We start from the raw sequence: 26,432 nt of genomic DNA on the forward strand, positions 1-26,432 counted from the left end.
GGGCACCACTGACGCCCCATGCCGCATGACGATCGGAGAACCCGTGTCGACCCACGCAGCGACCGAAGACGCCATCCGTTCCGCCGAGGCACACAGTGCGCACAACTACCATCCCCTGCCCGTCGTGGTCGCCTCCGCCGAGGGCGCCTGGATGACGGACGTCGAGGGCCGCCGCTATCTCGACATGCTGGCCGGCTACTCGGCGCTCAACTTCGGCCACGGCAACCGCCGTCTCATCGACGCGGCGAAGGCCCAGCTGGAGCGGGTGACGCTGACGTCGAGGGCGTTCCACCACGACCGCTTCGCCCAGTTCTGTACGGAGCTCGCGGAGTTGTGCGGCATGGACATGGTGCTGCCCATGAACACCGGGGCGGAGGCGGTGGAGACCGCCGTCAAGACCGCCCGCAAGTGGGGGTACCGGGTCAAGGGCGTGCCGGACGGGACGGCGAAGATCGTGGTGGCCCGGGACAACTTCCACGGCCGTACGACCACGATCGTCAGCTTCTCCACCGACCCGGAGGCCCGCGCGGACTACGGGCCGTACACCCCGGGCTTCGAGATCGTCCCGTACGGCGACCTCACCGCGATGCGCGCCGCGGTCACCGACAACACCGTGGCCGTGCTGCTCGAACCCATCCAGGGCGAGGCGGGCGTGCTGGTCCCGCCAGCCGGATACCTCGCGGGCGTACGGGAGTTGACGCGCGAGCGGAACGTGCTGTTCATGGCCGACGAGATCCAGTCCGGGTTCGGCCGCACCGGGAAGACCTTCGCGTGCGAGCACGAGGGCGTCGTGCCGGACGTGTACATCCTGGGCAAGGCGCTGGGCGGCGGCGTGGTGCCGGTGTCGGCGGTGGCCGCGTCCGCCGAGGTGCTCGGCGTGTTCCGGCCGGGCGAGCACGGTTCGACCTTCGGCGGTAACCCGCTGGCCTGCGCGGTCGCCCTGGAGGTCATCGCGATGCTGCGCACCGGCGAGTACCAGCAGCGCGCCACCGAGCTGGGCGACCACCTGCACCACGAGCTGGGCCTGCTGACGGGCGCGGGCGCCGTCGAGGCGGTGCGCGGGCGCGGGCTGTGGGCGGGCGTCGACATCGACCCGTCGTACGGGACGGGGCGGCAGATCTCGGAGAAGCTCATGGACCGCGGGGTCCTGGTGAAGGACACCCACGGCTCGACGATCCGCATCGCCCCGCCGCTGGTGATCAGCAAGGAGGATCTGGACTGGGGCCTCGACCAGCTGCGCGCGGTGCTCGCGGAGCGGTGAGGTGCCTCAACCCGGCGGAACCGTGGGGCAGTCGGTGTCCGAGCAGAAGACGCTGAGGGCGGTCTTCAGGGTCTGCTCCTGCTCCGGCCAGGCGGTGGCCGGGGCGGCGGAGAGGACGGCGTAGTGCCGGCCGCCGGGCGTCAGGAAGGCGTAGTCCACCACCTGGCGCCGGTGGCCGAGCTGCTGGTTGTCGTACGCGTAGACGAGCCGCGCGGCCCGGGTGGCGACGCCGGGTACGCTCGCGTCGTTGTCGAGGCTGATCTGCTGGTAGCCGGGGTTGTTCGCCAGCTCGCCCGAGGTCTGCCTCAGCGCGTCGTAGGGGCTCAGGCCGGCCTCGGCGACCGGGTACACCTGGATCAGCCGACTGTGGTCCGCCGAGTTGTAGAAGACGCCCTTGGCGCCCTGGTCCTCACGGGTCCAGCCCTGCGGCACGTAGAGCCTGAACCCCCGTGGGTCCTGGGAGAGTTGGAATCCGGCGGGCACGGTTGCGCCCGGCGAGGCGGGGGCGGAGGCAGGGGCGGACGGGATCGGCTTGCCGTCGCCGGTCCGCTCCGGGGTGTCGGAGGGCGAACCGGACGCGGACGGGCTCGCGACGGCCTTAGGGTGGTCCGGCCCGCCGCCGGCCAGCCACCAGCCGCCGCCCGCCCCGGCCGCGGCGACGACGACCATCGCGACGACGACGGCGAGGGGCACCCGCCGGGCCGGACGCGGCTCGGGGTCCACCGCGGGCTGCTGGTGCGGCCCGGGCGTCACATACGTGTGTCCCGGCCCGGGCCCGGGGACGGGGGGCGGGGCCTGCGGGACCGGTGGGGGTACGGGCCGGGCCGGGGCGGCGTCGCGCACCGTCTCCCACTTCTGGGTGGCCGCGTTCCAGCGGACCTCGTCCTTGCCGCCGCTCACCACGGGCTCACATCCCGGTCAGTTCGCGGACCCGCTGGACCAGCGCCTCACCCGAGGCCAGCAGGCCGGTCAGGGCGGTGGCGCCGGTGAGGACCTCGCCGAGGCGGGCGAGGCGGCCCGGGGTGGCCCGGCCGCCGGTGCGGATCTCGTCCTCGGTGTCGGCGAGCTCGCCGTCCAGGGCGCGGGTCCGGTCGTTGGCCGCCAGCTGGGCGAGGCCCGCCCTGAACTGGACGATGGCGTCGAGAAGTTGGCGGTGTGCCTCGTCGTCGGCGCCGCCCGCGCGATAGCTGCTGGACACCTTGTTGTGGTCGCCGACCGAGACGGACCCGGTCACTCCGCTGATGTGCACGGCCCGCTGCGTGCTGTCGTCACCCGGCATGGTCATCTCAACCCTCGTTCCTGACGGTGTTGTGGTCGCCGACGCTGATCGCCCCTCGGGAATTCTCGATCATGACGCCGCCCTGGGCCACGTTGACGATCTTCTGCTCGAACTGCCCGGTGTCGTACCCGGCTTCGTACAGCGCGCTGCGCACGCCGCTGGTCACCCGGTCCTCGATGGACTTCACGTAGCGCTGGTAGTCCATCGCCTGGAAGAGGGAGGTGTCGGGCGCGGCGGCCAGTTCGCGCACCGAGCGGGCCGGGCCGTCGGGCAGTGCCCGGCCGTAGCCGCCGGTGAGGCGGTGCCAGGTGGAGCCGATCGCGCGGCCGAGGACGAGCAGGGAGCCGAAGGCGGTCGCCGGGGTGCGCGCCAGCGCCCAGGCCGCCTTGCCCAGCGGGTTGCGGCAGGCGAAGTCGTGGGCGGTCCGGTCGGCGCGCAGGAAGTCCTCCCGCAGCGGGGCCAGGACGTGCGGCGCGATCTCCAGGACCAGCATGCCGCCCTGGGTGTGGACGCGTACGAACACGGTGGTGACGAGGTGCTCCTCCCAGCCGCCGACCCGGATGCGCAGGAAGTGCCGGCGCGCCTCGCCGCCCTCCTCCAGGGCGGCGGCGCGGTGCTGCTCGAAGTCGCCGTCGCGGTAGGGGGCGTGGATGCGCGCGGGCAGCCCTTCGACGGGCAGGAAGACGTACTCGGTCACTTCGAGCTGGCGCAGCCGGTCGCGTACGGCAAGGGCCTCGGCGGCCACCGTCGGCGCGGGGATGCGGAGCTGGGTGACGAGGGGTTCGACGATGCGCAGGATCTCGGCGTTGCCGACCCGGGCCGGCGGCCGGTCGCCCAGCGACTTGCGGGGGCGCAGCTGGATGGAGACCGACCAGGGGTCGAAGGGGTTGCCCGCGCCGCGGAAGGGGGCGTCGGCGCGGTAGACCGCGAGCGGCGCGTGCTGCTCGACCCGGATCATGGCCGCCAGCCGCTGGAGCCGTCCGTTGTCGTTGTGCTGCGCGGGGTCGGCGGCGAAGTCCTGGAAGCCTGCCGGCGACAGCTCGCCCGCCATGATCCGGGTGAACTGGTGGCGTTGCAGGCCGACGCAGAGGGCGAGCACGGCGAAGCAGGCGAGGACGCCCCAGCCGAGCCCGGGGCTCATGCCCTGGCCCGCGAGGTCGAGCGCGCCCGCGCCGACCAACTGGGCGGGACCGGCCACGAACGGCGGGACGGTGTCGGAGCTCCGGGGGGAACGGACGAGGTCGCCCTCGCCGTAACTCCCGTAACCGCTCGACGAGTCGTGGTACGAGGAGCCGTAGCCGCCGAACAGGGACACCACCACCGTGACGACGAACGCCACGAGCAGCGTCCGCGCCCACCAGCGCAGGAAGAACGCGGGCAGGGCGCGGTACCACGGCGCGGGGCGGGCGGTGCCGCGCACCAGACGGGCGATTCCGAGCAGCAGGCAGGGGCCCGCGACCACGAGGAAGACGCCCTGGGTGACGACCACGCCGAGCACCCAGAGCACCACGAGCCCGAGCGACCAGGCGATCTCCAGGTTGCGGGCGCGCAGCGCGTGGGCGAGCACGCGGGCCGCGTCGAAGCCGAGCGAGGGCGCGACGACCCGCTCCTCGTGCACGTACAGCTCGTCGATGACGGCGTCGCGGTAGTCCTCGTCGAGATAGGTGCCCGCGGCCATCAGCCGGGTCGCCTCGCTGAGCGACGGGTGCACCGGCGGCAGCCCGCCGGGCGACTGAGCCGTCGCGTGCGCCTGAGGCGGCACCTGAGCCTGCGTCATGTACTGCTCCCCCGAATACGGCGGCGGCGCCGGGTGCCATCAACTCGTCAGGCCGGAAAAGGGTGTTCGATGGCGCCGCCAGGGTGGACATGCTAGCGGCGCACCGCTGTGCGCACCGCCTCGTTCACATCCTCCCCACGGGTACGTCCGGGGCACGCTGGAGGAGCAGGGGGTCGCGAAGGGGGCGCACCGGGTGGGCGGGGGTGGGCCCTGGCGCCGGGTACGGGGCCCTGGCGCCGGGAGCGGGGCCCTCCGGGTGCGGGCGGCGGGCGAGGGTGTCCGGCGCGGCCCGCGTGGCCGCCGACCGCGGTGCGGGCCAACTCGGGCCATTGACAACCCAGTTGGTCTGGACCAATGATGCCGGTCATGCCGAGACCCCGCATCGCTCGCCGCCGTGCCCGTCGCGCCTCGCTCGCCGTCCTCGCCCCCGTGCTGCTGCTCCTCGGCCTGGCCGGGCCCGCGCGGGCCACCGGGGCGGGCGCGGCGGGCTGGCCCGAGCCGGTTCCCGTGGTGTCCCACGTCGACACGGCGGACCCGGTCGTCTTCATCACCCTCGACGACGGGTGGAACCACGACCCCGCCGCCCAGCGGATGCTCCTGGACCGCCAGGTCCCCGCCTCCCTGTTCCTGCTGCCCGGGGCCTACTCCTACGACCCCGGGTACTTCCGCACGCTGCTCGACCACGGGCCCTCCCGGGTCGAGAACCACACGGTGAACCACCCCGACCTCACGACGCTGCCCGAGGCGGGGCAGCGGTCCGAACTGTGCGGGGCGCGCGAACAGGCCCTCGCCCGGTTCGGCTCCGAGCCCCGGCTGGCGCGGCCGCCGTACGGGGCGTACGACGCCACCACGCGGACGGTGGCCCGGGCGTGCGGGGCGAAGGCGCTGGTGACGTGGACGTACGACTTCACGACGTGGGGCGGGGTGGTTCCGCCCACGCCCGTGCTGCGGGCGGGGGACATCGTGCTGGTGCACTTCAACGACACGGTGGCTGCCGATCTGGGGCGGGCGTTGGGGGCGGCGGACGCGGCGGGCCTGCGGCCGGCCCTGCTGAACTCCTACATCCCGGAGTGACGCCCCCCGCCGGGGGCTTCGCCCCCAGCCCCCCTGCCCGGGGCTCCGCCCCGAACCCCGATCGCGCCTGAACGGCGCTCGTCCTCAATCGCCGGACGGGCTGAGGATGCCCACGCAGACCAGCACGACCCGGCCAGGGGCGCGGGGAACGGCGCGAGAAGCACGCACGGTCCGCAGCAAACCACCCGGGGCTCCGCCCCGAACCCCAATCGCGCCTGAACGGCGCTCGTCCTCAAACGCCGGACGGGCTGAGGTTGCCCACGCTGGGCCGCACCACGCTGCTGAGGGACGCGGGGAACTGCGCGAGAAGCGGGCACAGTCCGCAGCCGAAAGAGGGCCTAGGGGCGCGGGGAACTGCGCGATCGGTCGCCCTCGGCTCGCAGCCGAACGATCCCCCGGCGGGTTTCGGGGAGGGGCGGGGTGGGGGGACCCCCGCTCAGCGGATCACGTGCGGGACGAACCTCGCGTACTCGTCCGTGACCAGCCCCGACGACTCCCGGATGCCCAGCCCCGCCGCCTCGTTCTCCACGACCCACGCCCCCAGCACCACCCGGTTCCCGTCGAAATCGGGCAGCGGCGCCAACTCCTGGTAGCAGCAAGCCTCTTCGGGCCGTACGAAGCCGGAGCCCGGGGGGTGGACGGTGACGCCCGCGCCCTCCCGGCCGAGCAGGGGCTTCGCCACGTACCCGCGGCCAAAGGCCAGGTCCCGGGGGCCGTCCAGGTACGCCGGGAGCAGGTTCGGGTGGCCGGGGTACAGCTCCCACAACACCGCGAGCAGCGCCTTGTTGGAGAGCAGCATCTTCCACGCCGGCTCGATCCAGCACGTCGTGCCGGTGCCGCCCCCGTTGTCGAGGGTGTCAAGGACCTGCGGCCCGAACGCGTCGGAGGCCAGCCACTCCCACGGATACAGCTTGAAGCAGGCCCGGATGAAGCGGAGCCGTTCGTCGACGAAGCGGCCGGTGATGTCGTCCCAGCCGATGGACTCGACGGACAGCGCCTCCGTGTCGAGACCGGCCTGCTCGGCCGTCTCGCGCAGATAGGCGACCGTCATGAGGTCCTCGCCGAGCTCGTCCCCGTCGGAGTGGGCGAAGTGCACGGGCCCGGGCGGGAGCAGCGGGGCCTGCCGCTTCCAGGCCGCGACGAGGCGCTCGTGCAGCGAGTTCCACTGGTCGGCGCCGGGGAACCGCTCCTCCATCCAGAACCACTGCGGGCTCGCCGCCTCCACGAGCGAGGTCGGGGTGTCGGCGTTGTACTCCAGCATCTTGGCGGGCCCGGCACCGTCGTACCGGAGGTCGAACCGGCCGTACAGGGAAGGGAGTTCGGCCCGGCGGCGCCAGGACTCGGCGACCAGGTCCGCGAGGCGGCCGTCCATGATGCCGAGGTCGGCGAAGCGCCCCTTCTCGACGATGTGCGCGGCCGCCGCCAGACACATGGCGTGCAGTTCCTCGACGGTCTCCTCCAGCGCCTCGACCTCGGGCAGTGTGAAGGAGTAGTAGGCGCTCTCGTCCCAGTACGGGCGCAGCGAGTCGTCGGGGTAGCGGGTCAGCGGGTAGATCAGGCCCTGCTCCTCGACGGTGCGCTGCCAGTCGGGGCGCGGTTGTATGCGATGGCGTTCCATGTCCCGGGTCCTGTCGTCCGTGTCCCTCGGCGGCTCTCGGCTCGCGCCCGTCCCTCAGCCGCCGCCGGATCCGCCGTGGCCGAATCCGCCGCGCGAGACGCCCGACTTGTCGAAGGAGCCGCCGGAGACCTTGCCGCCGCGGCTGGACCCGCCGTAGTAGTACTGGCCGCTGCCGCCGCTCTTGCACTCGTACTTCGGGAGCTCCTTGTAGGTGACCGGGTGCACGCAGCGCCGGTCCGGCTCGCTGCCGCACGCGGCGAGCGTCGCGGCGAGCACCCCCATCCCGCCGAGCACCACCGTCGTGGACCTGAACCTGCGCATCGGCCGACCTCCCCCGTTCTTCCGTCCGTGCCCCGAGGTGTACGGAACTTCGCTGTAGGACGCGTTCCGGCCACACACTAGTTCCCGGCCGTTCCCGGTCCACCCCCCGGCCTTCACCGGCCCGCCCTGCCTGCGACTACAGTCCCCCTGTGTTTGGGATGATCTGCGCGCTCGCGTCCGCGGTCTGCTTCGGTACGGCCACCGTCCTCCAGGCCGCCGCGACGCGCGCGGCCGAGCCGAGTCAGGGGGCCGGCGCCGGTTCCGGTGTGGACGCCGCGCTGCTGCTGCGCGCCGTGCGCCAGTGGCGCTACGTCGCGGGGCTCGCCCTGGACGGTCTCGGCTTCGTCTTTCAGATCCTCGCCCTGCGCTCGGTGCCGATCTACGCGGTCGGCGCGGCGCTCGCCGCCTCGCTCGCCGTGACGGCGGTGGTCGCGGCCCGCCTCCTGAAGGTCAGGCTGTCCGGTACGGAATGGGCGGCGGTCGGGGTGGTCTGCGCGGGTCTCGCCATGCTGGGCCTGTCGTCCGGTGCCGAGGGCACGGACCCGGGCCCCGCCTCCCTGCCCTGGTGGCTGCTCGGGGTGGCCGCCGCGGTGCTGGCCGCGGGCGTGGTCGGCGGGCGGCTGCCGGACCGGGCCCGGGCACTGGTCCTGGGGCTCGGCGCGGGCTGCGGATTCGGCGTGGTCGAGGTCGCGGTCCGCCTCATCGACGACCCCTTCGACCTGACGAATCCGGCGCTGTACGCCCTGCTGCTCGGCGGCGGCGCGGCGTTCCTGCTGCTGACGTCGGCGCTGTCGCGCGGCTCGGTCACCACGGCGACGGCGGGCATGGTCATCGGCGAGACCATCGGCCCGGCCCTGGTGGGCGTGGCCTGGCTGGGCGACCGGACCCGGGACGGGCTCGGCTGGCTGACCATCGCCGGCTTCGCGGTGGCGGTGGCGGGCGCGCTGGCCCTGGCCCGCTTCGGCGAGGCCCCGGAGGCGGAGCCGGAGCCCTCGCTCCAGGACGTACGGGAGCACTGAGGGCGGCGGGCGTCAGGGCAGCGCCCGGCACAGGGCGTCCAGCGCCCCCGTCCACGCCGAGTCCGGTGGCGTGCCGTATCCGACCACCAACGCGTCCCGGTCCGGGGCGTGTTCGGGGTGGCGGAAGCGCGAGAGCCCCTCCAGGGCCAGCCCCTGCCAGGTGGCGGCCTGGATGATGGAGCGCTCGGTGCCGGGCGGCAGCTCGACCACCGCGTGCAGCCCGGCCGCGATGCCGCTGACCCGCACGCCGGGCGCCCGCTCGGCGAGCGCGGCCACCAACTGGTCGCGGCGGCGCCGGTAGTGCAGCCGCATGCCGCGCACATGACGGTCGTACGCCCCGGACCTGATGAACTCGGCGAGGGTGAGCTGGTCGAAGGCGCCGCCCGCCCAGTAGCCGCCCTTGGCCTGCGCGACCTCCTCGACGAGGTGCTCGGGCAGCACCATCCACCCGATGCGCAGGCCCGGCGCCAGGGACTTGCTCGCGGTGCCGATGTAGACCACGTGCTCGGGGTCGAGGCCCTGGAGCGCGCCGACCGCCTTGCGGTCGTAGCGGAACTCGCCGTCGTAGTCGTCCTCCACGATCAGCCCGCCCGTGGTGCGCGCCCAGTCGACGGCGGCGGCCCGCCGGTCGGGCGGCAGCGGCACCCCGATCGGGAACTGGTGCGCGGCCGTCATGAGCACCGCCCCGACCCCCTTCATCGCCCCCAACTCCTCTGTGCGCGTGCCGAGTTCGTCGATCGGCAGGGCCGGGGTGCGCAGCCCCGCGTCGGTCAGCACCTTCCAGTGGAAGTCGAGGCCGTACGACTCGACGGCCATCTCCCGCACCCGGCGGGCCCGCAGCACCGCGGCCATCAGCATCAGGCCGTGCAGGAACCCGGAGCAGACCACGATGCGGTCCGGCGAGGCGTAGACGCCGCGCGCCCGGGCGAGGTAGTCCGCCAGGACCGTGCGCAGCTCGATCCGGCCGCGCGGGTCGCCGATGCCGAAGGCCTCGTGCGGGGCCTCGGTGAGGGCCCGGCGGGCGGCCTTGAGCCAGTCGGCGCGCGGGAAGGAGGCGAGGTCGGGCGAGCCCGCCATCAGGTTGTAGGCGGGCCTGCGGCGGGCCGGGAGGCGACGGGTGTGGCTGCGGTCCGGGCGGGCCACCGCGCGCTGGGCCACCCTGGTGCCGGAGCCCTGGCGCGCGGTGAGCCAGCCCTCGGCGACCAGCTCGGCGTAGGCGTCGGCGACGGTGTTGCGGGCGATCCCGAGGTCGGCGGCGAGCGAACGCGAGGACGGCAGCCGGGTGCCGGGCGCGAGCCGCCCGCCGCGCACGGCCTCGCGCAGCGCCTCCGTGAGGCCCGAGCGCAGGCCCGCGCCGCCCACGTCGATGTGCAGATCGACACCGAGAGTTTCCGGAGAAGTGGCCCAGGATTTCACCATGGGAATGGACCATACTCGTGTGCCACACGCCCCGTACCTTCGTTCCATGACCACGAACGAGAACACGACGTACGCGCCCGAGCACGCCCCCCGCCTCGCGTGGGCCAAGGCCGCGCCCGAGGTCTACAAGGCCATGATCAAGCTGTCCGCCGCGGCCGAGCAGGGTCTTGACCCGGTGATCGCCGAGCTGGTCAAGATCCGCGCCTCGCAGCTCAACCACTGCGCCATCTGCCTGGACATGCACACCAAGGACGCGCTCGCGGCGGGCGAGTCGGTGGAGCGGATCGTGCAGCTCAGCGCGTGGGAGGAGTCCGCGCACTTCTACACCGGGAAGGAGCTCGCGGCCCTCGCGCTGACCGAGGCGATCACCGTCCTCACCGAAGGATTCGTCCCGGACGAGGTGTACGAGACGGCCGCGAAGCACTTCGAGGAGGGCGAGCTGGCACACCTCATCGCGACCATCACCGTGATCAACGCCTGGAACCGGTTCGGCGTGACCACGCGCGGCGTGGCCGGCCACTACACGCCGGGAATGTACAAGTGACCGTCGCCGCACGGGAGTTCCAGGTTCCCGAGCAGGTCTACCTGGGCCTCGCCGGGCTCGGCGCGGCCGCCAAGCGGGGGCTGGCCGACCCGGCCCTCGCCGAGCTGGTGATGATCCGCGCCTCGCAGCTCAACCACTGCGTGTTCTGTCTGGACATGCACCTGGGCCTCGCCCGCAAGGCCGGTGAGAGCGAGGAGCGGCTCGACCTCCTCGGCGCCTGGGAGGAGGCCGGCGACCTCTTCACCGAGCGGGAGCGCGCGGCGCTCGCCCTGACCGAGGCGGTCACCGTCCTCACCGAAGGATTCGTCCCGGACGAGGTGTACGAGCGGGCCGCCGAACACTTCACGGACACCCAACTCGCCCACCTCATCGCGGCGATCACCGTCATCAACAGCTGGAACCGGCTGATGGTGACCCGCCGCACGGCACCCGGAGAGACGGAATGGCACAGCTGAACCCCTCCGCGACCTTTCGCGCCCTGCACCAGGGCCGCACCCCCGGCGATCCGCTGATCCTGCCGGGCCCCTGGGACGCGGCGAGCGCCCGCGTCTTCGAGGAGGCCGGCTTCCCGGCCCTGGCGACGCCGAGCGCGGGGGTCTCGGCGTCCCTCGGGTACGAGGACGGCTCGACCCCGGCGGACGAGATGTTCGCCGCCGTGACCCGGATCGTGCGGTCGGTCTCGATCCCCGTGTCGGCGGACATCGAGGGCGGCTACGGCCTGGACCCCAAGGAGCTGGTGGACCGCCTCCTGGAGACGGGCGCGGTCGGCTGCAACCTGGAGGACTCGGCCGGGGGCGCCCTCAAGGACCCGGCCCGGCACGCCGACTGGCTGGCCGAGGTGCGGGCGGAGGCGGGCGACCGGCTGTTCATCAACGCCCGGGTCGACACGTACATCCGCGGGCAGGCCGAGCTCGACGCGACCATCGCGCGGGCCCGGGCCTACGTGGCGGCGGGCGCGGACGGCGTGTACCCGTTCGCCGCGCCGCCGGAGCACCTCCCGGAGATCGCCGCGGCCGTGCCGGTGCCGGTCAACATGGCGGTCCTGCCGGACGCCCCCGGGCCGCGCCGGCTCGGTGAACTGGGCGCGGGCCGCATCACCTTCGGACCCGGCCTCCAGATCCGCGCGACGCACGCGCTGCGGGACATCGCCCGCCAGGTGCGCGAGCTGTAGCCGCCGTACGGATGCGAGAGTGCCCCCGGCCGACCCGGCCCGGGGCACTTTCCCGTGCGCACCGGCTCCGCTACTCGTCGTCCGGCTCGTCCTGGGCACGCAGGCCCGCGACCCACATCGGCATCAGCCAGTGCGCGACCAGGACGCCGAGCAGCGCCGGCAGGGCCACGTCCGCCAGGCCCCCGCCCGCGAGCCGGTACCCGCCGACGGCCACGACGGTGGCGCCCAGCAGCCCGGTGGTGATCCGGTGCGCGCGGGCCAGGACCTCGCTGCGCTCGGCCCGCTGGCGCTCGTCGAGGGCGCGGCGGCGCAGTTCGAGCAGGCCGCGCGTGGAGGCGTTGATGCCGCCGGTGGCCACGCACCACGGAAGCACCAGCGCGATCATCACCAGGGCCCCGGCCGGCGACCCGCCGACGGTCGCGGCGAGAGCGGCCGCCACGGTGGCCGCGGTCAGCGCGACATGGGCGCCGACCAGCACCCGCCTGCGCGCCCGGGTCGCGTACAGCGGCGCCGCCTCGCGCCGGTTCATGGTCCTGTGCAGCCACCGGTCGTAGCGCGTCAACTGGCCGTCCATCACTGGTTCCTCCCGTAGGCCTCGTCGGTGAGCGGGCGGAACGGCTTCAGGGAGAACAGCGCCTCCACCGGCAGCCCGAAGTACTCCGCGATCTTCAACGCCAGGTCGAGGCTCGGGTTGTACTGCCCCCGCTCGATGTAGCCGATGGTCTGGTAGTGGGCGCCCACCGCCTCGGCCAGGCTCTGCCGCGACACCTTCCGTTCGGCACGCACCATCGCCAACCTGTTGTGCACCTGCTCGCTCATGTATAAGAAGTACTACATTGATGAGCAGGAACACAACGATCGGAGAGTGCGCATGTTTGGCCGCAAGGAACTTCCGGTCCTGGTGCTGCGCGACGCGGACGACATCGCGCGGGCGCTGCGCCAGGCGCTGGCGGGCGCGCAGGAGGCGGAACGGCCGGGCCTGGAAGCGGCCCTCCGGATCGCCGAGCGGGCGGCGGCCGCGCCCGACCGCGAGTTGCGCGCCCGCTGGGTGCGCGAGCAGCGCGCCTCGGTGGGCTACACGGGTCCGGACGACGAGTCGGTGCACGCCGTCAAGGCGCTGCGCCAGGCCCGGCCCGAGCTCAGTCTGCTCGCCGCCGTCCAGCTGACGAGGGACGCGGCGGCCTAGGCCGGGAACGGGCGAAGCCCCGGCAGTGGCTGCCGGGGCTTCGTCACGCGTGGGTCGACGGGCGTGCCGCCGGGCTCAGATGAGGCCGAGCTCGCGGACCGCGTCGCGCTCCTCGGCGAGCTCCTTGACGGAGGCGTCGATGCGCTTGCGCGAGAACTCGTTGATGTCCAGGCCCTGGACGATCGAGTACGTGCCGTCCTTGACGGTGACCGGGAAGGAGGAGATGAGGCCCTCGGGGACGCCGTAGGAGCCGTCCGACGGGATGCCCATCGAGGTCCAGTCGCCCTCGGCGGTGCCGTTCACCCAGGTGTGCACGTGGTCGATGGCGGCGTTGGCGGCCGAGGCGGCCGAGGACGCGCCACGGGCCTCGATGATCGCGGCGCCGCGCTTGGCGACGGTCGGGATGAACTCGTCGGCCAGCCACTGCTCGTCGTTGACGACCTCGGCCGCGTTCTTGCCCGCGATCTCCGCGTGGAAGATGTCGGGGTACTGCGTCGCCGAGTGGTTGCCCCAGATGGTCAGGCGCTTGATGTCGGAGACCGTGGTGCCGGTCTTCTTCGCCAGCTGCGAAATCGCCCGGTTGTGGTCCAGACGGGTCATCGCGGTGAAGCGCTCGGCCGGTACGTCCGGGGCCGAGGCCTGCGCGATGAGCGCGTTGGTGTTGGCCGGGTTGCCGACGACGAGGACCTTGATGTCGTCCGCGGCGTTGTCGTTGATGGCCTTGCCCTGCGGCTTGAAGATGCCGCCGTTGGCCGAGAGCAGGTCGCCGCGCTCCATGCCCTTGGTGCGCGGGCGGGCGCCGACGAGCAGGGCCACGTTGGCGCCGTCGAAGGCCACGTTGGCGTCGTCCGTGATGGTGATGTTCCGCAGCAGCGGGAAGGCGCAGTCGTCGAGCTCCATGGCGGTGCCCTCGGCGGCCTTCAGGGCCGGGGTGATCTCCAGGAGGCGCAGGTTGACCGGCACGTCCGGGCCGAGCAGGTGACCGGAGGCGATGCGGAAGAGCAGCGCGTAGCCGATCTGGCCGGCCGCGCCGGTGACGGTGACATTCACGGGAGTGCGGGTCATGGCGATCTCCGTTAGAAACAGCGGGTGGTGGGGGGTTGCCCCTCGTTTCCGGGCACCCCGTACGCCGGAAATCTGACGTGCGACCGTCTGAATCTTGACGTGAAGAGATGTCCAGCGGTCAGGCTATCCGACCCTGGGCGTCCCACACCCCCGCACCCCTGTGGGACGCCTCACGCTGATCGATCATTGACCTCGGCCGGCCCCGCCCGACCTGCCCGGCGGGTCCGAGGGGGCCCGGCCCGCGGCGCAGCCGCTCTTCCCGCTCTTCAGCGTGGCGCACGCCTTCGCCGCCGCCGGGCCCGGCACCGCGAGCATCTTGGTGTACGTGTCGCGGTAGGCGTCCGCCACCACCGCGTCCCCGGCCGTGCCCCCCGCGCCGATCTGCACCCGGTCGCCGGGCGCGACCTGCTTGAGCCGGGCCCAGGCGGCCCCGCACGTCCTGCTGTAGCGCACCTCGACGGTCGAGACGCCGACCTTCGCGCTGCCCACCGTCTGGACCAACTTGTCGGTGCAGCCCATCGCTTCGGGGTCCTGGCCGGTGCACGAGGCGGCCACGCACTTGACGCCGGGGGGCAGCGCGGGCGCCGAGGCGGAGGGGCTCGGGCTCGGCGCGGCCTTCGGCCTGCCGTCGCTCCGGCCGAGGTCGGTCAGGAGCACGGCGGAGGTGATGACCAGGAGCGCGCCGACCACCCCGGCCAGGAACATGAAGATCCGGCGCCGGTCGGCGGGCGGGCCGGGCGGCTTGGGGGCCCACTGCTTGGGCGGTTTCGGCCGCCGGTCGGTGAGCCCGGCGCTGGGCGACTGGGCGCGCGCGCCGCCCGGCGGCTCGGGCGGCCCGAACTCGCCGAGCGCGGCCCGCGCCCGGTCCACCCGCAGGGCGTCCATGGTGCGGTCGTGCCGCTGCTCGGAGCGGCTCCAGGCCCGCTCGGCCAGCTCCCACATGGTGGTCAGGTGCACGGGGTCGGTGCCGGTCACCTCGGCGAGGGCGAGGACGGCCGTCCTCGGGGCGAGGAGGCGGCCGCCCAGATACCGCTCCCACGAGGTCTTGCTGTACCCGGTGCGGTCGGCGACCGCCGCCACGCTGAGCCCGCTGCGGTCCACCAGCCTGCGCAGCTGGCTCGCGAACTCCCGCACCTGCGGGTCGAGTTCCTCCGGCAGCGCCTTCCAGCGAGGCATCGCTTCCCCCAAATTCCGTCGCTACCCCCAGGGATGCACGGCCCCAGGATGTCAGTTCCCGCAGGAGGGCGCACCGGGCCGAAGGACGGTGCCGGGGGCGGCCGGGGACGTTCAGGGGCGGGCGCCGCCCGGGGTGACGAGACCGCTCTCGTACGCCACCACCACCGCCTGGGCCCTGCTGCCCAGGTCGAGTTTGCTCATGGTGCGGTTGAGGTGGGTCTTGACGGTGGCCTCGCTGATGAACAGCTGGTCGGCGATCTCCAGGTTGGACATGCCGCACGCGGTCAGGCGCAGCACCTCCGTCTCGCGCGCGGTCAGCGCGCCGATCTCGGGCGGCGGCTCGCCCTCGGCCCGCCCGACCCGGTGGGCGAAGGCCTCGACGAGGCGGCGGGTGACGCTCGGCGCGAAGAGCCCGTCGCCGCCGCCGACCGCGGCCACCGCGGCGAGCAGCCGCTCGGGCCCGGAGTCCTTCAGCAGGAACCCGGCGGCCCCGGCGCGCAGCGCCTGGTAGACGTACTCGTCGAGGTCGAAAGTGGTCAGGATGAGGATGCGGGGCGCCGGGTCGGGGGCGTCGGCCAGGATGCGCCGGGTGGCCTCGATGCCGGTCGTGCCGGGCATCCGGATGTCCATGAGGATCACGTCGGGACGCGTCGCGGCGGCCTGGCGCACGGCTTCGGCGCCGTCGCCCGCCTCCCCCACGACCTCGATCCCGGGCGCGGCCCTCAGCAGTCCGACCAGTCCGGCCCGGATGAGGAACTGGTCGTCCACGACGAGCACCCTGATCATCCCGATGCGTCTTCTTCCCCCTGAACCGCCCCTGCGGAGGTCGGCAGGGTCAGGGTCACGGCGAACCCGCCTCCGCTCCGCGGGCCGACGCTGATCGACCCGCCGTAGAGCTTGGCCCGCTCCCGCATGCCAATCAAGCCGTGTCCACCACCCGTGCGCACTCTGTCCGAAATCACCCCCTCCCGCTCGGCCCCGCCGCCCTCATTGGTGACAGAGACCGTCAACTGGTGCCGTTCGTACCGCAGTTGGACTTCCGCCCGGGTCCTTCCGGCGTGCTTCAGTACGTTGGTGAGCGCCTCCTGCACCACGCGGTAGGCGCACAGCTCGACGCCGGGAGCGAGCGGGCGCGGGGTACCGAGGGTGCGGACGGTGACGGGAATGCCGCCGGCCCGGATCCGGTCGGCCAGCTCGCCGATCCGGTCCAGGCCCGGCATCGGGGCGATGGGCGCCGCCCCGTCCTCGGCCTCGCGCAGCACGTGGAGCATCCGGCGCAGCTCGTCGAGGGCCTCGGCGCTGGCGCCGGAGATGGTGGAGAGGGCGGCCCGCGCGGTCGGCGGGTCGGAGGCGAAGACGAAGCCCGCGAGCCCGGCCTGCACCGAGATCACGGACATGTGGTGCGCGACCACGTCGTGCAACTCCCGTGCTATGCGCCCCCGTTCGGCGGCCACCTCCTGCCGGGCCCGTTCGGCCTGCTCGCGCCGCAGCTGCCGGGCGAGCTCGGTGGCGCGGCGGGCCAGCACCCCGAACCGGATCAGCACGAGGGCGAAGCCGAGCGCCTGGGTGACGACGGACGCCATGGAGCCGCGCGGGCTCACCGCCCCGGCGTAGATCCACGCCCCCGTCATGAGGACCCCGCAGCCCACCGCCGTGCGCAGGGCGCACAGCGAGGCCACCGTGTACAGCGCGAGCATCGGACCGAAGGTGGTCACGACGGGCCAGTAGCCGCTCGCCACGTAGACGACGAAGACGAGGTGCGTCCAGAGCAGTACGGCCAGCGGCGCCCTGACCCGGAACGCGAGCGGCAGCCCGGCGAGCGCGACCAGCAGGTATCCCCAGGCGTCCAGCGGGTCCCAGCCCTGGCTCCCGGACTCCTGGCCGAGCACCGCGGAGACACACGTCAGCGCCACCGCGATGAGCACATCGGCGACCTGGGGGCGGATCCGCATCGTCGCAGGGTAACCCCGGCACGCACGCGCGGACGTCAACCCCTGGCGGTACAACGGCAGTTGCAGGGGACGGGCGTCTACTGCCGCTGTACCAGAGGGAGTTCAACCCGGCGGCGGACGACCGCCCGGGCAGACCGCCGTAGGTTCTTCGGGCGGAGGCCGGCCGGCGGGGGCGTGGCCCCGCACTCATCCGGGGGAGAGTGCGGGGCCACGCGCCCCTTTGGAGCGCGCGTGATCCGCTAGCGCACGGTGAAGTGGACCGCGTCCTCCAGGAACGGCACGTTCAGCCAGGGCCGGGGCTGGGCCATCAGGGCCAGGAGCACGATGGCCAGCCCGAGCACCCCGTACGTGGTGATGTCGGTGAAGCGGGAGCGCACGGCCAGCATGCCGACCGACGGCAGCGTCCAGCGCAGGGCCGCGCCCGCCAGCAGGGCCGCGCCGATGATGACGAGGCCGACCCGGAAGGCCTGCCCGAACGGCTCGGTCGCCACCGTCAGCAGCCCGAGCCCGACCGCGAGCAGCACCGAGAGCAGGGGCCACTGGCGGGCGGGTGCCGAGGCGTCACCGGGCGCCGCGCGCCCGCCGCCCTCGGGGCGTGCGGTGTCCCGTGTGACGGAGGGGAACCGGCGGGAGCGGCCCGTGCGGGCACGCGCCGAGGACGCGTCCGGAGCGGACTCGCCCTGCGCGGCCGACGGCTCCGCTTCCTTGGCCGGCTCGTGACTCGTACCAGCGCCCATGGCCTCAGGCCTTTCCGGTCAGCCGGCGTCGGCGGCGAGCTCGGCCGCCTCGACGACGTTGACGAGCAGCTGGGCGCGGGTCATCGGGCCCACTCCGCCGGGGTTCGGCGAGAGCCAGCCGGCGACCTCGGCGACGCCGGGGTGCACATCGCCGAGGATCTTGCCGCTCTCGTCGCGGCTGACGCCGACGTCGAGCACGGCCGCGCCCGGCTTCACGTCCTCGGGCTTGATCAGGTGCGGCACACCGGCCGCGGCGATGATGATGTCGGCCTGCTTCAGGTGTGCCGACAGGTCACGCGTGCCGGTGTGGCACTGGGTGACCGTCGCGTTCTCCGAGCGGCGGGTGAGCAGCAGCGGCATCGAGCGGCCGATGGTGACACCGCGTCCGACCACGACGACCTCGGCCCCGTTGAGCTCCACGCCGTGCTTGCGCAGCAGCTGGATGATGCCGTACGGGGTGCAGGGCAGCGGGCCGGGCTCGTTGAGGACGAGGCGCCCGAGGTTCGTGGGGTGCAGACCGTCGGCGTCCTTGGCCGGGTCCATCAGGCCCAGGATGCGGTTCTCGTCGATGCCCTTGGGCAGCGGCAGCTGGACGATGTAGCCGGTGCAGGCGGGGTCCTCGTTCAACTCCCGCACCACCGCCTCGATCTCCTCCTGCGTCGCGGTCGCGGGCAGCTCGCGCTGGATGGAGGCGATGCCGACCTGCGCGCAGTCGCGGTGCTTGCCCGCGACGTACTTCTGGCTGCCGGGGTCCTCCCCGACCAGCACGGTTCCCAGGCCGGGCGTGACGCCCCGCTCCTTCAGGGCCGCCACACGGACGGCCAGTTCGGACTTGATCGCTGCGGCGGTGGCCTTGCCATCGAGAATCTGGGCGGTCATGTTTCCCATTCTTTCAGGGCGACGCATGATCGCCCAAGTTGCACTTGCACAACGCATCCAGCAACCGGCTGGACAAACTTATGTCTTATTTAGAACGATGACCCGCGCAGTGCCGCGGGCAGTGCCGGGGGGCTAACCGCTCAGAACAGCTTTTTTCCTCCGCTCGGACCGCGTCGTCCCCGCAACACCAACGGAGGAAAATCCGTCATGAGCTTCGGCGACCCGAACAACCCCTACGGGCAGCAGCCCCAGCAGCCCCCGCAGGGCGGCAACCCGTACGGCCAGCAGCAGGGCCAGCCCGGCTACGGCTACCCGCAGCAGGCCCCCCAGGGCGTCCCGCCGCAGCAGGGCTACGGCTACCCGCAGCAGCCCGGCCAGGTCCCGGGCCAGCAGCCCTACGGCGCGTACCCGCAGGCCCCCCTTGGCTACAACGGCGGCATGCCCCCGTACGCCGGCTGGATCCAGCGCGTCGGTGCGACCATCATCGACGGCCTGATCATGGGCGTCCCGTACGGCGTCCTGGCGATCATCGCCGCCGCCGGTGGCGGCAAGGGCATCAGCGTCGTCTTCTCGCTCCTCGGCTTCCTCGCCCTCATCGGCGTGGGGCTCTGGCTCATCTACAAGGAGGGCACCACCGGCCAGACCCCTGGCAAGAAGGCCGTCGGCATCAAGCTGCTGCGCGAGGCGGACGGCCAGCCGATCGGCTTCGGCATGGCGTTCGTTCGCCGTCTCGCCCACTTCCTGGACAGCATCGCCTGCTACCTCGGCTGGCTCTGGCCGCTGTGGGACACCAAGAAGCAGACCTTCGCCGACAAGGTGTGCTCGACCGTGGTCGTCAAGTCGGTCTGACCCGCAGCGCTGCGGCGTGACCGGCCCCCCGGACGGGTGGGCCGGTCACGGACCGGGCCGCGCTCCTCTCGTCGAGGGGCGCGGCCCTTCGCGTGTCCGTGGTCAGTGGAAGAAGTGGCGCGTGCCGGTGAAGTACATCGTCACGCCCGCCTTCTTCGCGGCCTCGACCACCAGCTCGTCGCGGACCGAACCGCCGGGCTGGACCACGGCCTTGACCCCGGCGTTCGCCAGGATCTCGAAGCCGTCGGGGAACGGGAAGAACGCGTCGGACGCGGCGTACGAACCCCGCGCGCGCTCCTCGCCGGCCCGCTCCACCGCGAGCTTCGCGGAGTCGACCCGGTTGACCTGGCCCATGCCGACGCCGACCGAGGCGCCGTCCTTGGCGAGCAGGATCGCGTTGGACTTGACCGCCCGGCAGGCGACCCAGGCGAAGGCGAGTTCCTTCAACTCGGCCTCGTTCAGGGCCTCTCCGCTGGCCAGCGTCCAGTTCGCGGGGTCGTCGCCCTCGGCCTGGAAGACGTCGGTCTGCTGGAGCACCGCGCCGCCGGAGACCGACTTGAGGTCGCCGGGCTGGTGCGGGGTGCCGTCCACCTTGAGCACCCGGATGTTCTTCTTGCGGGCGAGCACCTCGACGGCGCCGGGCTCGTAGTCCGGGGCCGCGATGACCTCGGTGAAGATCTCGGCGACCTGCTCGGCCATCGCCACCGTCACGGGCCGGTTGACGGCGATGACGCCGCCGAACGCGGAGAGCGGGTCGCACTCGTGGGCCTTGCGGTGCGCGGCCGCGAGGTCCGCGTCGACCGCGATGCCGCACGGGTTGGCGTGCTTGATGATCGCGACGCAGGGCTCGTCGTGGTCGTAGGCGGCACGGCGCGCGGCCTCGGTGTCCACGTAGTTGTTGAAGGACATCTCCTTGCCGTGCAGCTGCTCGGCGTTGGCGATGCCGCCGGGCTGTCCGTCGGTGTAGAGCGCGGCGGCCTGGTGCGGGTTCTCGCCGTAGCGCAGCGTCGACTTGCGCTCCCAGGTGCCGCCGAGGAACTCGGGCAGCTGGGCCCCGTCCTCCTCGGGCGCGTACACGTTGGTCATCCAGGACGCGACGGCCACGTCGTAGGCCGCCGTGTGCTGGAACGCCTCGGCCGCCAGGCGCTTGCGCGCGGTCAGGTCGAAGCCGCCGTTCTTGACGGCGTCGAGCACGGCCGCGTACCGCTGGGGGCTGGTGACGACGGCGACCGAGGGGTGGTTCTTGGCGGCGGCGCGCACCATCGAGGGGCCGCCGATGTCGATCTGCTCGACGCACTCGTCGGGGCTCGCGCCCGAGGCGACGGTCTCCTTGAACGGGTAGAGGTTCACGACGACCAGCTCGAAGGGGCGCACGCCGAGCTCGTCGAGCTGGGCGCGGTGCGCGTCCAGGCGCAGATCGGCGAGGATGCCCGCGTGCACCTTGGGGTGCAGCGTCTTGACCCGCCCGTCGAGGCACTCGGGGAACCCGGTGAGCTCCTCGACCTTGGTGACGGGCACTCCGGCGGCGGCGATCTTCGCGGCGGTCGACCCGGTGGACACCAGCTCGACCCCGGCCGCGTGGAGCCCTTGCGCCAGCTCTTCCAGACCCGTCTTGTCGTAGACGCTGACCAGCGCCCGCCGGATGGGCTTGACGGTGTCCGTCTTAACCGAGTTCACCGATCTGAACCTTTCGTCCCTCAATGCGGTAGCCGTCGCGGGCCAGGCGCCCCACGACCTCGACGAGCAGCCGTCGCTCGACTTCCTTGATCCGCTCGTGCAGAGCGGCTTCATCGTCCTCGTTCCGGATCTCGACCACGCCCTGGGCGATGATCGGGCCGGTGTCGACGCCGTCGTCGACGAAGTGGACGGTGCACCCGGTGACCCTGGCGCCGTACGCGAGCGCGTCGCGGACGCCGTGGGCTCCGGGAAAACTGGGCAGCAGCGCGGGGTGGGTGTTGACCACGCGGCCCCCGAACCGGGCGAGGAATTCCTTCCCCACGATCTTCATGAACCCGGCCGAGACGACCAGGTCCGGCGCGTACGCCTCGGTCGCCGCGGCCAGCGCCGCGTCCCACTCCTCGCGCGAGGCGTAGTCCTTGACCCGGCAGACGAAGGTCGGGATCCCGGCCCGCTCGGCGCGCTCCAGACCGGCGATGGCGTCCCGGTCGGCGCCGACGGCCACGATCTCGGCGCCGTATCCGTCCGGATCGGCGGCGATGGCGTCGAGCAGGGCCTGCAGATTCGTGCCGGACCCGGACACCAGGACGACGAGGCGGGCGGCGCCGGGTGTTCCGGGCGGGGGTCCGTCAGGGGAAGGGGACGCGGAGGGGGGCGGGGAGGCCACGGCGGGGCTCTTTCTCGCGGTCGTACGTCTTTGTGTGGTCGTACGAACGAATCGCGCCCCTCGATACGGGGAACTCTACGAAAGCGCCGACCGTCAGCAACGATACCGGCACACCGGACGGCCCCCACGGGACGGGGGCCGGACCGCCAGGTAGCGTCTGGGAGGACGCCGCGAGACGAGACCTGTCTCACGTGAACGAGACCGGGGACGGGCCCGGGCTCACGTGCTTGTTCGACTTGTTTGTTCACTTGTATTGCGAGATGTGACCCCGCTGGCCGGACCGGCCGGTCGTGGGTCCGAGGGGAAGACGTTCACCAGATGCCGGACCGACGCCACCAGCTGTTCGCAGCCCGCCAGTCCTCCACCCCCGGCTCCCCTCATTCGACGGACCCGGGGAACTCGGGGCCCGAGGGCACGGGAAGCGGCACCGGAGCGGACGCCGCCGACGACAACCCCTTCGCCCCGCCGCCCGAGGGCCGCCCCGACCAGCCCTGGCAGCCGCGCCACCCAGCGCCGGGCGAGGGCGGCGACCACCAGGGTTCGCCCTGGGGCAGTCAGTGGAGCGACCGGCAGCCCGGCCGCGCGCAGGGCGGCTTCGGCCAGCGCCCCGAACGCCCGGAGGGAGGCCCGGGCCAGAACCCGCCTCCCCCGCCCGGCCTGCGCTGGGACCCCACGGACCCGGCCCAGCGCCGCGCCCGCTACGCGCTGCTGTCCGGGATGTGGGGGTTCTTCTTCGCCCTGTTCGACATGCCGGAGATCGCACTGCTCCTGGGGGCGCTCGGCCTGTACTGGGCGATCAGCTCCCTGCGGGCGAAGCCGAAGCCCCCGGCGGAGCCGTCCGCCACCTCGCCGGCACCGGCCGCGCCGCCCGCCCCGCAGGGCAGGCCGCAGCTGACGGCTGCGGTGACCGGCCTGGTCACGGCGGTCCTGGCGCTGACGGTGGTGGCCTCCAGCTTCACGATGCAGCTCGTGTACCGCGACTACTACACGTGCGTGGACGACGCCCTGACCAAGACGGGCCAGCTCGCCTGCAACGACCTCCTCCCGGAGAAGCTGGTGCCGCTGTTCGGGGTCAAGGAGTAACTCGGCCCACGATCACGGCAGTTGGCCCTACTCGGCGGGGTCGGGCCACGTGCGGGACGCGGGATCGGGCTCCGGTTCGGGGTCGGTTTCGGGGGCGGGCCACTCCGGGCGCGAGGCGGGGGCGCCGTCCGCTCCCGGCGCGGACCACCCCGGCCCCCAGCCGGACGCGCCGGCCGGGCCCGGCTCGGGCTCGGCTGCCCACCCCTGCGACGCGGGGCCCGGGTCGGGGCTCCAGCCGGGGAAGGGGCCGGGCGCGAAGCCGGACTCCGCGCCCGACCCGGCCGGAGACTGGGACAACGGAACGCCCCCACCACGCTCGGCCGAGGTCTGGGACAACGGAACATCCGCGCCACGCTCGGCCGCGGCCTGGGCCGGAGCCTGGGGATGGGGCTCGGGCGGAACCGCTCCCTCCGCGACCAAGCCCGGGAACGCCGCGGCCGCGCCGCCCGCGACCGGCGGAATGTCCGCCATGAGCCCGCCCGACGCCTCCTTGAGCGCCGCCCAGCGGGCCTCCCGCGCACCGTCCTCGTGCCAGAGTCCGCCCCCGCCCGCGGGCAGGAAGTCGTAGGAGTACTCGGCCCCGACCGCAGGCGCCCCACCCTCGTCGGCCACCGGCACCACCGCCGCCGCGCGCCGACCGGGCCGCCACGAGAACACTCCGGCGATCCGCGCCCGCAGGGGCCGCCGCCGTGCGCCCGCCCGGGTCCGTGTGTGCCAGGCCCGCAGGGCCACCGACCCCGGCACCCCCACCGCCACCGCCCACAGCAGGGCCGCGCCGCCCGTGCGCCACCACACCGGGCCGAACGCCGCGAGCGCGCCGGTGCCGAGCGGGCCGCCCGCGAGCGCGGCGACCACCGCGAGGGCGCAGCCGAACAGGACCGCTGCCGTCAGGGCGACCCGCGCGGTCTCCCGCCGCCCCCACCCCTCGGCGGCCGCGGAGCGCGCGGCGCACCGGGCGAGGACCGCCCCGGCCACCAGTGGCACCCCGGCCGCAGCCCAGTTCCACCAGGACCCGTGCCAGCCCGTCGGCACCGCGGCGAGCAGCGGGAAGTGTGCGAGCGCGGGGTCGCCCGCCACTCCGAGCGGGCTCACGACGGCCCCCGTACCGACGGCGAAGCCCGGTCCGAGTCCGTACGAGGCGCCCCACACGGCCGCGTTGGGGGCCAGCGCGAGGCCGAGCAGCAGGACCGCGAACCGTCCCGACCAGTCCTCGGCGAGCCGCAGGAAGGAGTCCTCGGCGATGCCGAGACGCCAGGCGAGTCCGGCCGCGGCGAGCAGCGCCCCGCCGCCGAGGAGCACCGCGACCGCGGCCCCGGCGGCCCGCACGGCGGCGCTGGTGGATACGTCCACCAGCGCGGTCCGCAGCCGCTCGGGCACCCGGTCGGGCAGCGGCCCGAGCGGGCGGCCGTGCGCGGTCCAGACACCGGCGGCCGTCGCGAGCGCCACCGTGAGCGGCAGGTGCAGCCCGGCGCTGAGCGGGTCGGCGGGCAGCGGCCCGGTGGCCGCGTACAGCGTGGTGGCCGTCGCGACCACGAGGTATCCGCACGTCACCGCCCAGAACACGGCCCGCCCCGAGGGCGCGGGCCCGGCTTCGCCGTCCTCGTACGGCTCGTGGTCCTCGTCCTGGGGAAGCATCGCGTCGCGGGCCGCGCGGTGGGCGAGCCAGGCGGGCAGGGCCACCAGGAGCAGCGGGACCACGCCGACCGGCGCCGGTGTCCCGCTCAGGGTGCCGGGTCTGACCAGCTGCGTCCCGTGGGCGAGCAGCCACAGGGAGGCCGCCGTGCGCAGGGCGCCGCCGGGCCCGCTGTCGGGGTAGGGGGAGCTGATCCACAGCACCATCACGAGCACGGCCAGGGCGCCGAGCCCGAGCCCCGCCGCGATCGCGCCGCGCAGAAAACAGGTGGCGAGTACGGAGGAGCGCGCCTGGGCGGGAAGCAACGTCAGGCTGCGGTCGGTCACTTGGGTCACGCGGGCCATGCTGCCAACGACACGCGCTTTCTACGCGTAACAGGCAAATGACCGATGTGTCGCCCAATATACGTTTATGTACTTTTTCACCCGGGGTGCCGCGCGCTGCGGCGCCGAGGGTGCGACCACCGTTACGGCCTTCGCGGGGAGCCCTAGGAGCCCTTCATGACACAGAGCACGGCCGACACCAACGACACCGATGCCTCCCCCCTGCCCACCCCCAAGGAACGGCGCCGCCTGCGGGAGGCCAAGGACCTGAGCGAGGCGCAGGTGGCGACGGCCGTCGGCGTCACGCGGGCGACCGTGCGCTCCTGGGAGACGGGACGCGCCACGCCGCGCGGACGCAAGGGGGAGAACTACGCCCGGCTGCTTGCCACCATCGAGGAAGAGATGGCGGCCGTGGCCGAGCAGGACGCGCCCGACGAGGACGGCTCCGGCGGGCAGGACACGGCCCGCGCCCAGCACGCCAAGTCCGCCGCGTCGCACCCGAAGCCGCACGCGGCACACCCCCGGCCCAAACCGGCCGCCGACGGCCCCAAGCCGTCGCGGCCGGGGGGACGCACGGCGAAGCCCCTGGCCGCGCCGCACACCCGCCACCACCCCCCGGCGCCCGCGCCCGCCTCCGTGCCCGAGCCCGCCAAGGCGCTCAACTCCGGCGCGCTGAGCGGCGCCGGAGCACCCGTCAGGAGCGGCCCGCTGCTTCCCGAGCGGCCCGGGGACATCGACGAGGAGGCCGCGGCGGGCGGACCCGGGGGTGGGGTGGTGGCCGAGGCTCCGGCGCCGCTCGCCGCGGACGCGCCCGCCGCCCCGCACCCCGAGCAGGCCGCCGTGCCGGGCCCGCTCACCCCCGCCGACGCGTTCGACGCGCTCTACGAGGCGACCGCGCCCGCCCTCGCGCGGCAGGCCTACCTGCTCACCGGGCGGACCCGGCTCTCCCGGGATTCGGTGGAGCGCGCCTTCCACCTGGCTTGGGAGAACTGGCCCGAGGTCGCCACCGACCGGGACCCGGCGGGGTGGGTGCGGGCGGCCGCGTACGAATACGCGATGGCCCCCTGGCACCGCTTCCGGCGCGCCCACAAACGTCCCGACCACCCGCCCGCCGAGCCCGAACGCCGGGCGCTGCTCGACGCGCTGCTCGATCTGCCGCCCGCCTACCGGCGCACGGTGATGCTGTACGACGGCCTCGGGCTCGACCTTCCGGAGACCGCGGCCGAGACGCAGGCGAGCACCCCGGCCGCCGCCAACCGCCTGCTGCACGCCCGGGAGGCCATCGCCCGCCGGGTGCCCGCGGCGGCGGGGGCCGCGAGCCCGCAGGAGCTGTCCTCGGTGCTGCGCGAACGCATCACCGACCTCGCGCTCGCCGGACCCGAGTCCGTCACCCGGCTGCCGTCGCCCCCGGTCGTACGCACCGGGGGCGAGCGACGGCGCCGGTTCTGGACCCGGGCCGCGATCGCCTTCACCACCCTGATCGTCGGGGCGACGGCCTTCAGCGTGGTGACGGTGCCGCCCTACCACGTCCGCCCGGTGCCCCCCGGCGCACGCGTCAGCGGCGTCCCCGCCCACTACGGCCCGCAGCAGCTGACCAGCGAGGACCTGGAACTGCGCGACAAACTGCGCTCGGAGCCCGCCCGCGGTCCGGCCCGCCTGGTGCTCGACATCCGCTGACCGCCCGTCCCCGTACGCACGAGGGCCCGCACCCCCGGGAGGGGT

Annotated in this window: 27 protein-coding genes; 10 read left to right on the plus strand and 17 right to left on the minus strand. The window is 73.7% G+C overall.

Annotated elements, in window-relative coordinates; all coding sequences use genetic code 11:
* The first annotated feature begins 25 nt into the window (after window positions 1–25).
* A complete protein-coding gene (rocD, locus tag AC07F3_RS22455) occupies window positions 26–1,261 on the plus strand; it encodes an ornithine--oxo-acid transaminase (RefSeq protein ID WP_479116232.1) in 1,236 nt (411 codons plus the stop codon).
* Window positions 1,262–1,267: 6 nt separating this feature from the next.
* Here the strand turns inward: rocD and AC07F3_RS22460 are convergent, their stop codons facing one another.
* From AC07F3_RS22460 to AC07F3_RS22470, 3 genes are read right to left on the minus strand one after another with little or no spacing between them, the layout of a single operon-like run.
* A complete protein-coding gene (locus tag AC07F3_RS22460; protein WP_479116233.1) occupies window positions 1,268–2,161 on the minus strand; it encodes a hypothetical protein in 894 nt (297 codons plus the stop codon).
* Between the two features lie 7 nt (window positions 2,162–2,168).
* Window positions 2,169–2,546, minus strand: a complete 378-nt coding sequence (locus tag AC07F3_RS22465) for a hypothetical protein (RefSeq protein ID WP_479116234.1) — start codon at window positions 2,544–2,546, stop codon at window positions 2,169–2,171.
* 1 nt (window position 2,547) lies between these two features.
* Window positions 2,548–4,317: a hypothetical protein gene (locus AC07F3_RS22470; protein ID WP_479116235.1), complete on the minus strand. Its 1,770-nt coding sequence runs from the start codon at window positions 4,315–4,317 to the stop codon at window positions 2,548–2,550.
* Window positions 4,318–4,683: 366 nt separating this feature from the next.
* On the opposite strand from AC07F3_RS22470, the gene AC07F3_RS22475 reads away from it, so the two are divergent.
* Window positions 4,684–5,391: a polysaccharide deacetylase family protein gene (locus AC07F3_RS22475; RefSeq protein ID WP_479116236.1), complete on the plus strand. Its 708-nt coding sequence runs from the start codon at window positions 4,684–4,686 to the stop codon at window positions 5,389–5,391.
* Between the two features lie 436 nt (window positions 5,392–5,827).
* Here AC07F3_RS22475 and AC07F3_RS22480 read toward each other — a convergent pair whose 3' ends face one another.
* Together AC07F3_RS22480 and AC07F3_RS22485 are read right to left on the minus strand one after the other, a co-directional pair.
* A complete protein-coding gene (locus AC07F3_RS22480; RefSeq protein ID WP_479116237.1) occupies window positions 5,828–7,009 on the minus strand; it encodes a glutathionylspermidine synthase family protein in 1,182 nt (393 codons plus the stop codon).
* A gap of 54 nt (window positions 7,010–7,063) precedes the next feature.
* Window positions 7,064–7,330, minus strand: coding sequence for a hypothetical protein (locus AC07F3_RS22485; RefSeq protein ID WP_189389511.1), 267 nt, complete (start codon window positions 7,328–7,330; stop codon window positions 7,064–7,066).
* 158 nt (window positions 7,331–7,488) lie between these two features.
* On the opposite strand from AC07F3_RS22485, the gene AC07F3_RS22490 reads away from it, so the two are divergent.
* Entirely contained in the window at window positions 7,489–8,349 is an 861-nt protein-coding gene (locus AC07F3_RS22490) for a hypothetical protein (protein ID WP_479116284.1), read from the plus strand.
* 12 nt (window positions 8,350–8,361) lie between these two features.
* Here the strand turns inward: AC07F3_RS22490 and pdxR are convergent, their stop codons facing one another.
* On the minus strand, window positions 8,362–9,768 hold the full coding sequence (pdxR, locus tag AC07F3_RS22495; protein ID WP_479116238.1) for a MocR-like pyridoxine biosynthesis transcription factor PdxR: 1,407 nt from the start codon (window positions 9,766–9,768) through the stop codon (window positions 8,362–8,364).
* Window positions 9,769–9,814: 46 nt separating this feature from the next.
* Between pdxR and AC07F3_RS22500 the strand changes: the two genes are divergently transcribed.
* The 3 genes from AC07F3_RS22500 to AC07F3_RS22510 are packed head-to-tail and all read left to right on the plus strand — an operon-like array spanning window position 9,815 to window position 11,483.
* Complete coding sequence (locus AC07F3_RS22500) at window positions 9,815–10,312, plus strand: carboxymuconolactone decarboxylase family protein (RefSeq protein ID WP_479116239.1); 498 nt, start codon at window positions 9,815–9,817, stop codon at window positions 10,310–10,312.
* The gene (locus AC07F3_RS22505; protein ID WP_479116240.1) at window positions 10,309–10,767 is read left to right on the plus strand and encodes a carboxymuconolactone decarboxylase family protein; all 459 of its coding nucleotides are present in this window, start codon (window positions 10,309–10,311) and stop codon (window positions 10,765–10,767) included. The genes AC07F3_RS22500 and AC07F3_RS22505 overlap by 4 nt, the downstream gene beginning before the upstream one ends.
* On the plus strand, window positions 10,755–11,483 hold the full coding sequence (locus tag AC07F3_RS22510) for an isocitrate lyase/PEP mutase family protein (RefSeq protein WP_479116241.1): 729 nt from the start codon (window positions 10,755–10,757) through the stop codon (window positions 11,481–11,483). Before AC07F3_RS22505 ends, AC07F3_RS22510 begins: the two co-directional genes overlap by 13 nt.
* Window positions 11,484–11,553: 70 nt before the next feature.
* Here AC07F3_RS22510 and AC07F3_RS22515 read toward each other — a convergent pair whose 3' ends face one another.
* The gene (locus AC07F3_RS22515) at window positions 11,554–12,057 is read right to left on the minus strand and encodes a hypothetical protein (RefSeq protein WP_479116242.1); all 504 of its coding nucleotides are present in this window, start codon (window positions 12,055–12,057) and stop codon (window positions 11,554–11,556) included.
* Window positions 12,057–12,302, minus strand: coding sequence for a helix-turn-helix transcriptional regulator (locus tag AC07F3_RS22520; RefSeq protein ID WP_053728356.1), 246 nt, complete (start codon window positions 12,300–12,302; stop codon window positions 12,057–12,059). Before AC07F3_RS22520 ends, AC07F3_RS22515 begins: the two co-directional genes overlap by 1 nt.
* 52 nt (window positions 12,303–12,354) lie before the next feature.
* On the opposite strand from AC07F3_RS22520, the gene AC07F3_RS22525 reads away from it, so the two are divergent.
* A complete protein-coding gene (locus AC07F3_RS22525; RefSeq protein ID WP_479116243.1) occupies window positions 12,355–12,669 on the plus strand; it encodes a hypothetical protein in 315 nt (104 codons plus the stop codon).
* 75 nt (window positions 12,670–12,744) lie between these two features.
* On the opposite strand, the gene AC07F3_RS22530 is transcribed toward AC07F3_RS22525, so the two are convergent.
* From AC07F3_RS22530 to AC07F3_RS22555, 6 genes are all read right to left on the minus strand, one after another.
* The gene (locus tag AC07F3_RS22530) at window positions 12,745–13,734 is read right to left on the minus strand and encodes a malate dehydrogenase (protein ID WP_479116244.1); all 990 of its coding nucleotides are present in this window, start codon (window positions 13,732–13,734) and stop codon (window positions 12,745–12,747) included.
* Between the two features lie 183 nt (window positions 13,735–13,917).
* The gene (locus AC07F3_RS22535) at window positions 13,918–14,910 is read right to left on the minus strand and encodes a helix-turn-helix domain-containing protein (RefSeq protein WP_479116245.1); all 993 of its coding nucleotides are present in this window, start codon (window positions 14,908–14,910) and stop codon (window positions 13,918–13,920) included.
* 111 nt (window positions 14,911–15,021) lie between these two features.
* Window positions 15,022–15,696, minus strand: a complete 675-nt coding sequence (locus AC07F3_RS22540) for a response regulator transcription factor (protein WP_479116246.1) — start codon at window positions 15,694–15,696, stop codon at window positions 15,022–15,024.
* Window positions 15,693–16,862 (minus strand): sensor histidine kinase, encoded by a 1,170-nt coding sequence (locus tag AC07F3_RS22545; protein WP_479116247.1) that lies wholly within the window; start codon window positions 16,860–16,862, stop codon window positions 15,693–15,695. Before AC07F3_RS22545 ends, AC07F3_RS22540 begins: the two co-directional genes overlap by 4 nt.
* A 239-nt stretch (window positions 16,863–17,101) precedes the next feature.
* On the minus strand, window positions 17,102–17,599 hold the full coding sequence (locus AC07F3_RS22550) for a DUF3017 domain-containing protein (protein WP_479116248.1): 498 nt from the start codon (window positions 17,597–17,599) through the stop codon (window positions 17,102–17,104).
* An 18-nt stretch (window positions 17,600–17,617) separates the two neighbouring features.
* Window positions 17,618–18,478, minus strand: coding sequence for a bifunctional methylenetetrahydrofolate dehydrogenase/methenyltetrahydrofolate cyclohydrolase (locus AC07F3_RS22555; RefSeq protein ID WP_114037099.1), 861 nt, complete (start codon window positions 18,476–18,478; stop codon window positions 17,618–17,620).
* Window positions 18,479–18,685: 207 nt separating this feature from the next.
* Here AC07F3_RS22555 and AC07F3_RS22560 point away from each other — a divergent pair, with 207 nt between their 5' ends.
* Entirely contained in the window at window positions 18,686–19,327 is a 642-nt protein-coding gene (locus tag AC07F3_RS22560; protein ID WP_479116249.1) for an RDD family protein, read from the plus strand.
* A gap of 102 nt (window positions 19,328–19,429) precedes the next feature.
* Here AC07F3_RS22560 and purH read toward each other — a convergent pair whose 3' ends face one another.
* On the minus strand, window positions 19,430–21,004 hold the full coding sequence (purH, locus tag AC07F3_RS22565) for a bifunctional phosphoribosylaminoimidazolecarboxamide formyltransferase/IMP cyclohydrolase (protein WP_479116250.1): 1,575 nt from the start codon (window positions 21,002–21,004) through the stop codon (window positions 19,430–19,432).
* A complete protein-coding gene (gene purN, locus AC07F3_RS22570) occupies window positions 20,991–21,671 on the minus strand; it encodes a phosphoribosylglycinamide formyltransferase (protein WP_479116251.1) in 681 nt (226 codons plus the stop codon). Before purN ends, purH begins: the two co-directional genes overlap by 14 nt.
* A 318-nt stretch (window positions 21,672–21,989) precedes the next feature.
* On the opposite strand from purN, the gene AC07F3_RS22575 reads away from it, so the two are divergent.
* The gene (locus AC07F3_RS22575) at window positions 21,990–22,754 is read left to right on the plus strand and encodes a hypothetical protein (RefSeq protein ID WP_479116252.1); all 765 of its coding nucleotides are present in this window, start codon (window positions 21,990–21,992) and stop codon (window positions 22,752–22,754) included.
* A gap of 27 nt (window positions 22,755–22,781) precedes the next feature.
* Here AC07F3_RS22575 and AC07F3_RS22580 read toward each other — a convergent pair whose 3' ends face one another.
* Entirely contained in the window at window positions 22,782–24,722 is a 1,941-nt protein-coding gene (locus AC07F3_RS22580) for a cell division protein PerM (protein WP_479116253.1), read from the minus strand.
* 165 nt (window positions 24,723–24,887) lie between these two features.
* On the opposite strand from AC07F3_RS22580, the gene AC07F3_RS22585 reads away from it, so the two are divergent.
* Window positions 24,888–26,387: a sigma factor-like helix-turn-helix DNA-binding protein gene (locus AC07F3_RS22585; RefSeq protein ID WP_479116254.1), complete on the plus strand. Its 1,500-nt coding sequence runs from the start codon at window positions 24,888–24,890 to the stop codon at window positions 26,385–26,387.
* Window positions 26,388–26,432 lie beyond the last annotated feature (45 nt).

This window comes from Streptomyces sp. NPDC045846 (assembly GCF_056431605.1).

Bases quoted from the DNA above. Each gene is read 5' to 3' on its own strand.
- rocD (WP_479116232.1), top strand. From the start codon at position 26: ATGACGATCGGAGAACCCGTGTCGACCCACGCAGCGACCGAAGACGCC.
- AC07F3_RS22465 (WP_479116234.1), bottom strand. From the start codon at position 2,546: ATGACCATGCCGGGTGACGACAGCACGCAGCGGGCCGTGCACATCAGC.
- AC07F3_RS22470 (WP_479116235.1), bottom strand. From the start codon at position 4,317: ATGACGCAGGCTCAGGTGCCGCCTCAGGCGCACGCGACGGCTCAGTCG.
- AC07F3_RS22475 (WP_479116236.1), top strand. From the start codon at position 4,684: ATGCCGAGACCCCGCATCGCTCGCCGCCGTGCCCGTCGCGCCTCGCTC.
- AC07F3_RS22480 (WP_479116237.1), bottom strand. From the start codon at position 7,009: ATGGAACGCCATCGCATACAACCGCGCCCCGACTGGCAGCGCACCGTC.
- AC07F3_RS22485 (WP_189389511.1), bottom strand. From the start codon at position 7,330: ATGCGCAGGTTCAGGTCCACGACGGTGGTGCTCGGCGGGATGGGGGTG.
- AC07F3_RS22490 (WP_479116284.1), top strand. From the start codon at position 7,489: ATGATCTGCGCGCTCGCGTCCGCGGTCTGCTTCGGTACGGCCACCGTC.
- pdxR (WP_479116238.1), bottom strand. From the start codon at position 9,768: ATGGTGAAATCCTGGGCCACTTCTCCGGAAACTCTCGGTGTCGATCTG.
- AC07F3_RS22500 (WP_479116239.1), top strand. From the start codon at position 9,815: ATGACCACGAACGAGAACACGACGTACGCGCCCGAGCACGCCCCCCGC.
- AC07F3_RS22510 (WP_479116241.1), top strand. From the start codon at position 10,755: ATGGCACAGCTGAACCCCTCCGCGACCTTTCGCGCCCTGCACCAGGGC.
- AC07F3_RS22515 (WP_479116242.1), bottom strand. From the start codon at position 12,057: ATGGACGGCCAGTTGACGCGCTACGACCGGTGGCTGCACAGGACCATG.
- AC07F3_RS22520 (WP_053728356.1), bottom strand. From the start codon at position 12,302: ATGAGCGAGCAGGTGCACAACAGGTTGGCGATGGTGCGTGCCGAACGG.
- AC07F3_RS22525 (WP_479116243.1), top strand. From the start codon at position 12,355: ATGTTTGGCCGCAAGGAACTTCCGGTCCTGGTGCTGCGCGACGCGGAC.
- AC07F3_RS22530 (WP_479116244.1), bottom strand. From the start codon at position 13,734: ATGACCCGCACTCCCGTGAATGTCACCGTCACCGGCGCGGCCGGCCAG.
- AC07F3_RS22535 (WP_479116245.1), bottom strand. From the start codon at position 14,910: ATGCCTCGCTGGAAGGCGCTGCCGGAGGAACTCGACCCGCAGGTGCGG.
- AC07F3_RS22540 (WP_479116246.1), bottom strand. From the start codon at position 15,696: ATGATCAGGGTGCTCGTCGTGGACGACCAGTTCCTCATCCGGGCCGGA.
- AC07F3_RS22545 (WP_479116247.1), bottom strand. From the start codon at position 16,862: ATGCGGATCCGCCCCCAGGTCGCCGATGTGCTCATCGCGGTGGCGCTG.
- AC07F3_RS22550 (WP_479116248.1), bottom strand. From the start codon at position 17,599: ATGGGCGCTGGTACGAGTCACGAGCCGGCCAAGGAAGCGGAGCCGTCG.
- AC07F3_RS22555 (WP_114037099.1), bottom strand. From the start codon at position 18,478: ATGACCGCCCAGATTCTCGATGGCAAGGCCACCGCCGCAGCGATCAAG.
- AC07F3_RS22560 (WP_479116249.1), top strand. From the start codon at position 18,686: ATGAGCTTCGGCGACCCGAACAACCCCTACGGGCAGCAGCCCCAGCAG.
- AC07F3_RS22575 (WP_479116252.1), top strand. From the start codon at position 21,990: ATGCCGGACCGACGCCACCAGCTGTTCGCAGCCCGCCAGTCCTCCACC.
- AC07F3_RS22585 (WP_479116254.1), top strand. From the start codon at position 24,888: ATGACACAGAGCACGGCCGACACCAACGACACCGATGCCTCCCCCCTG.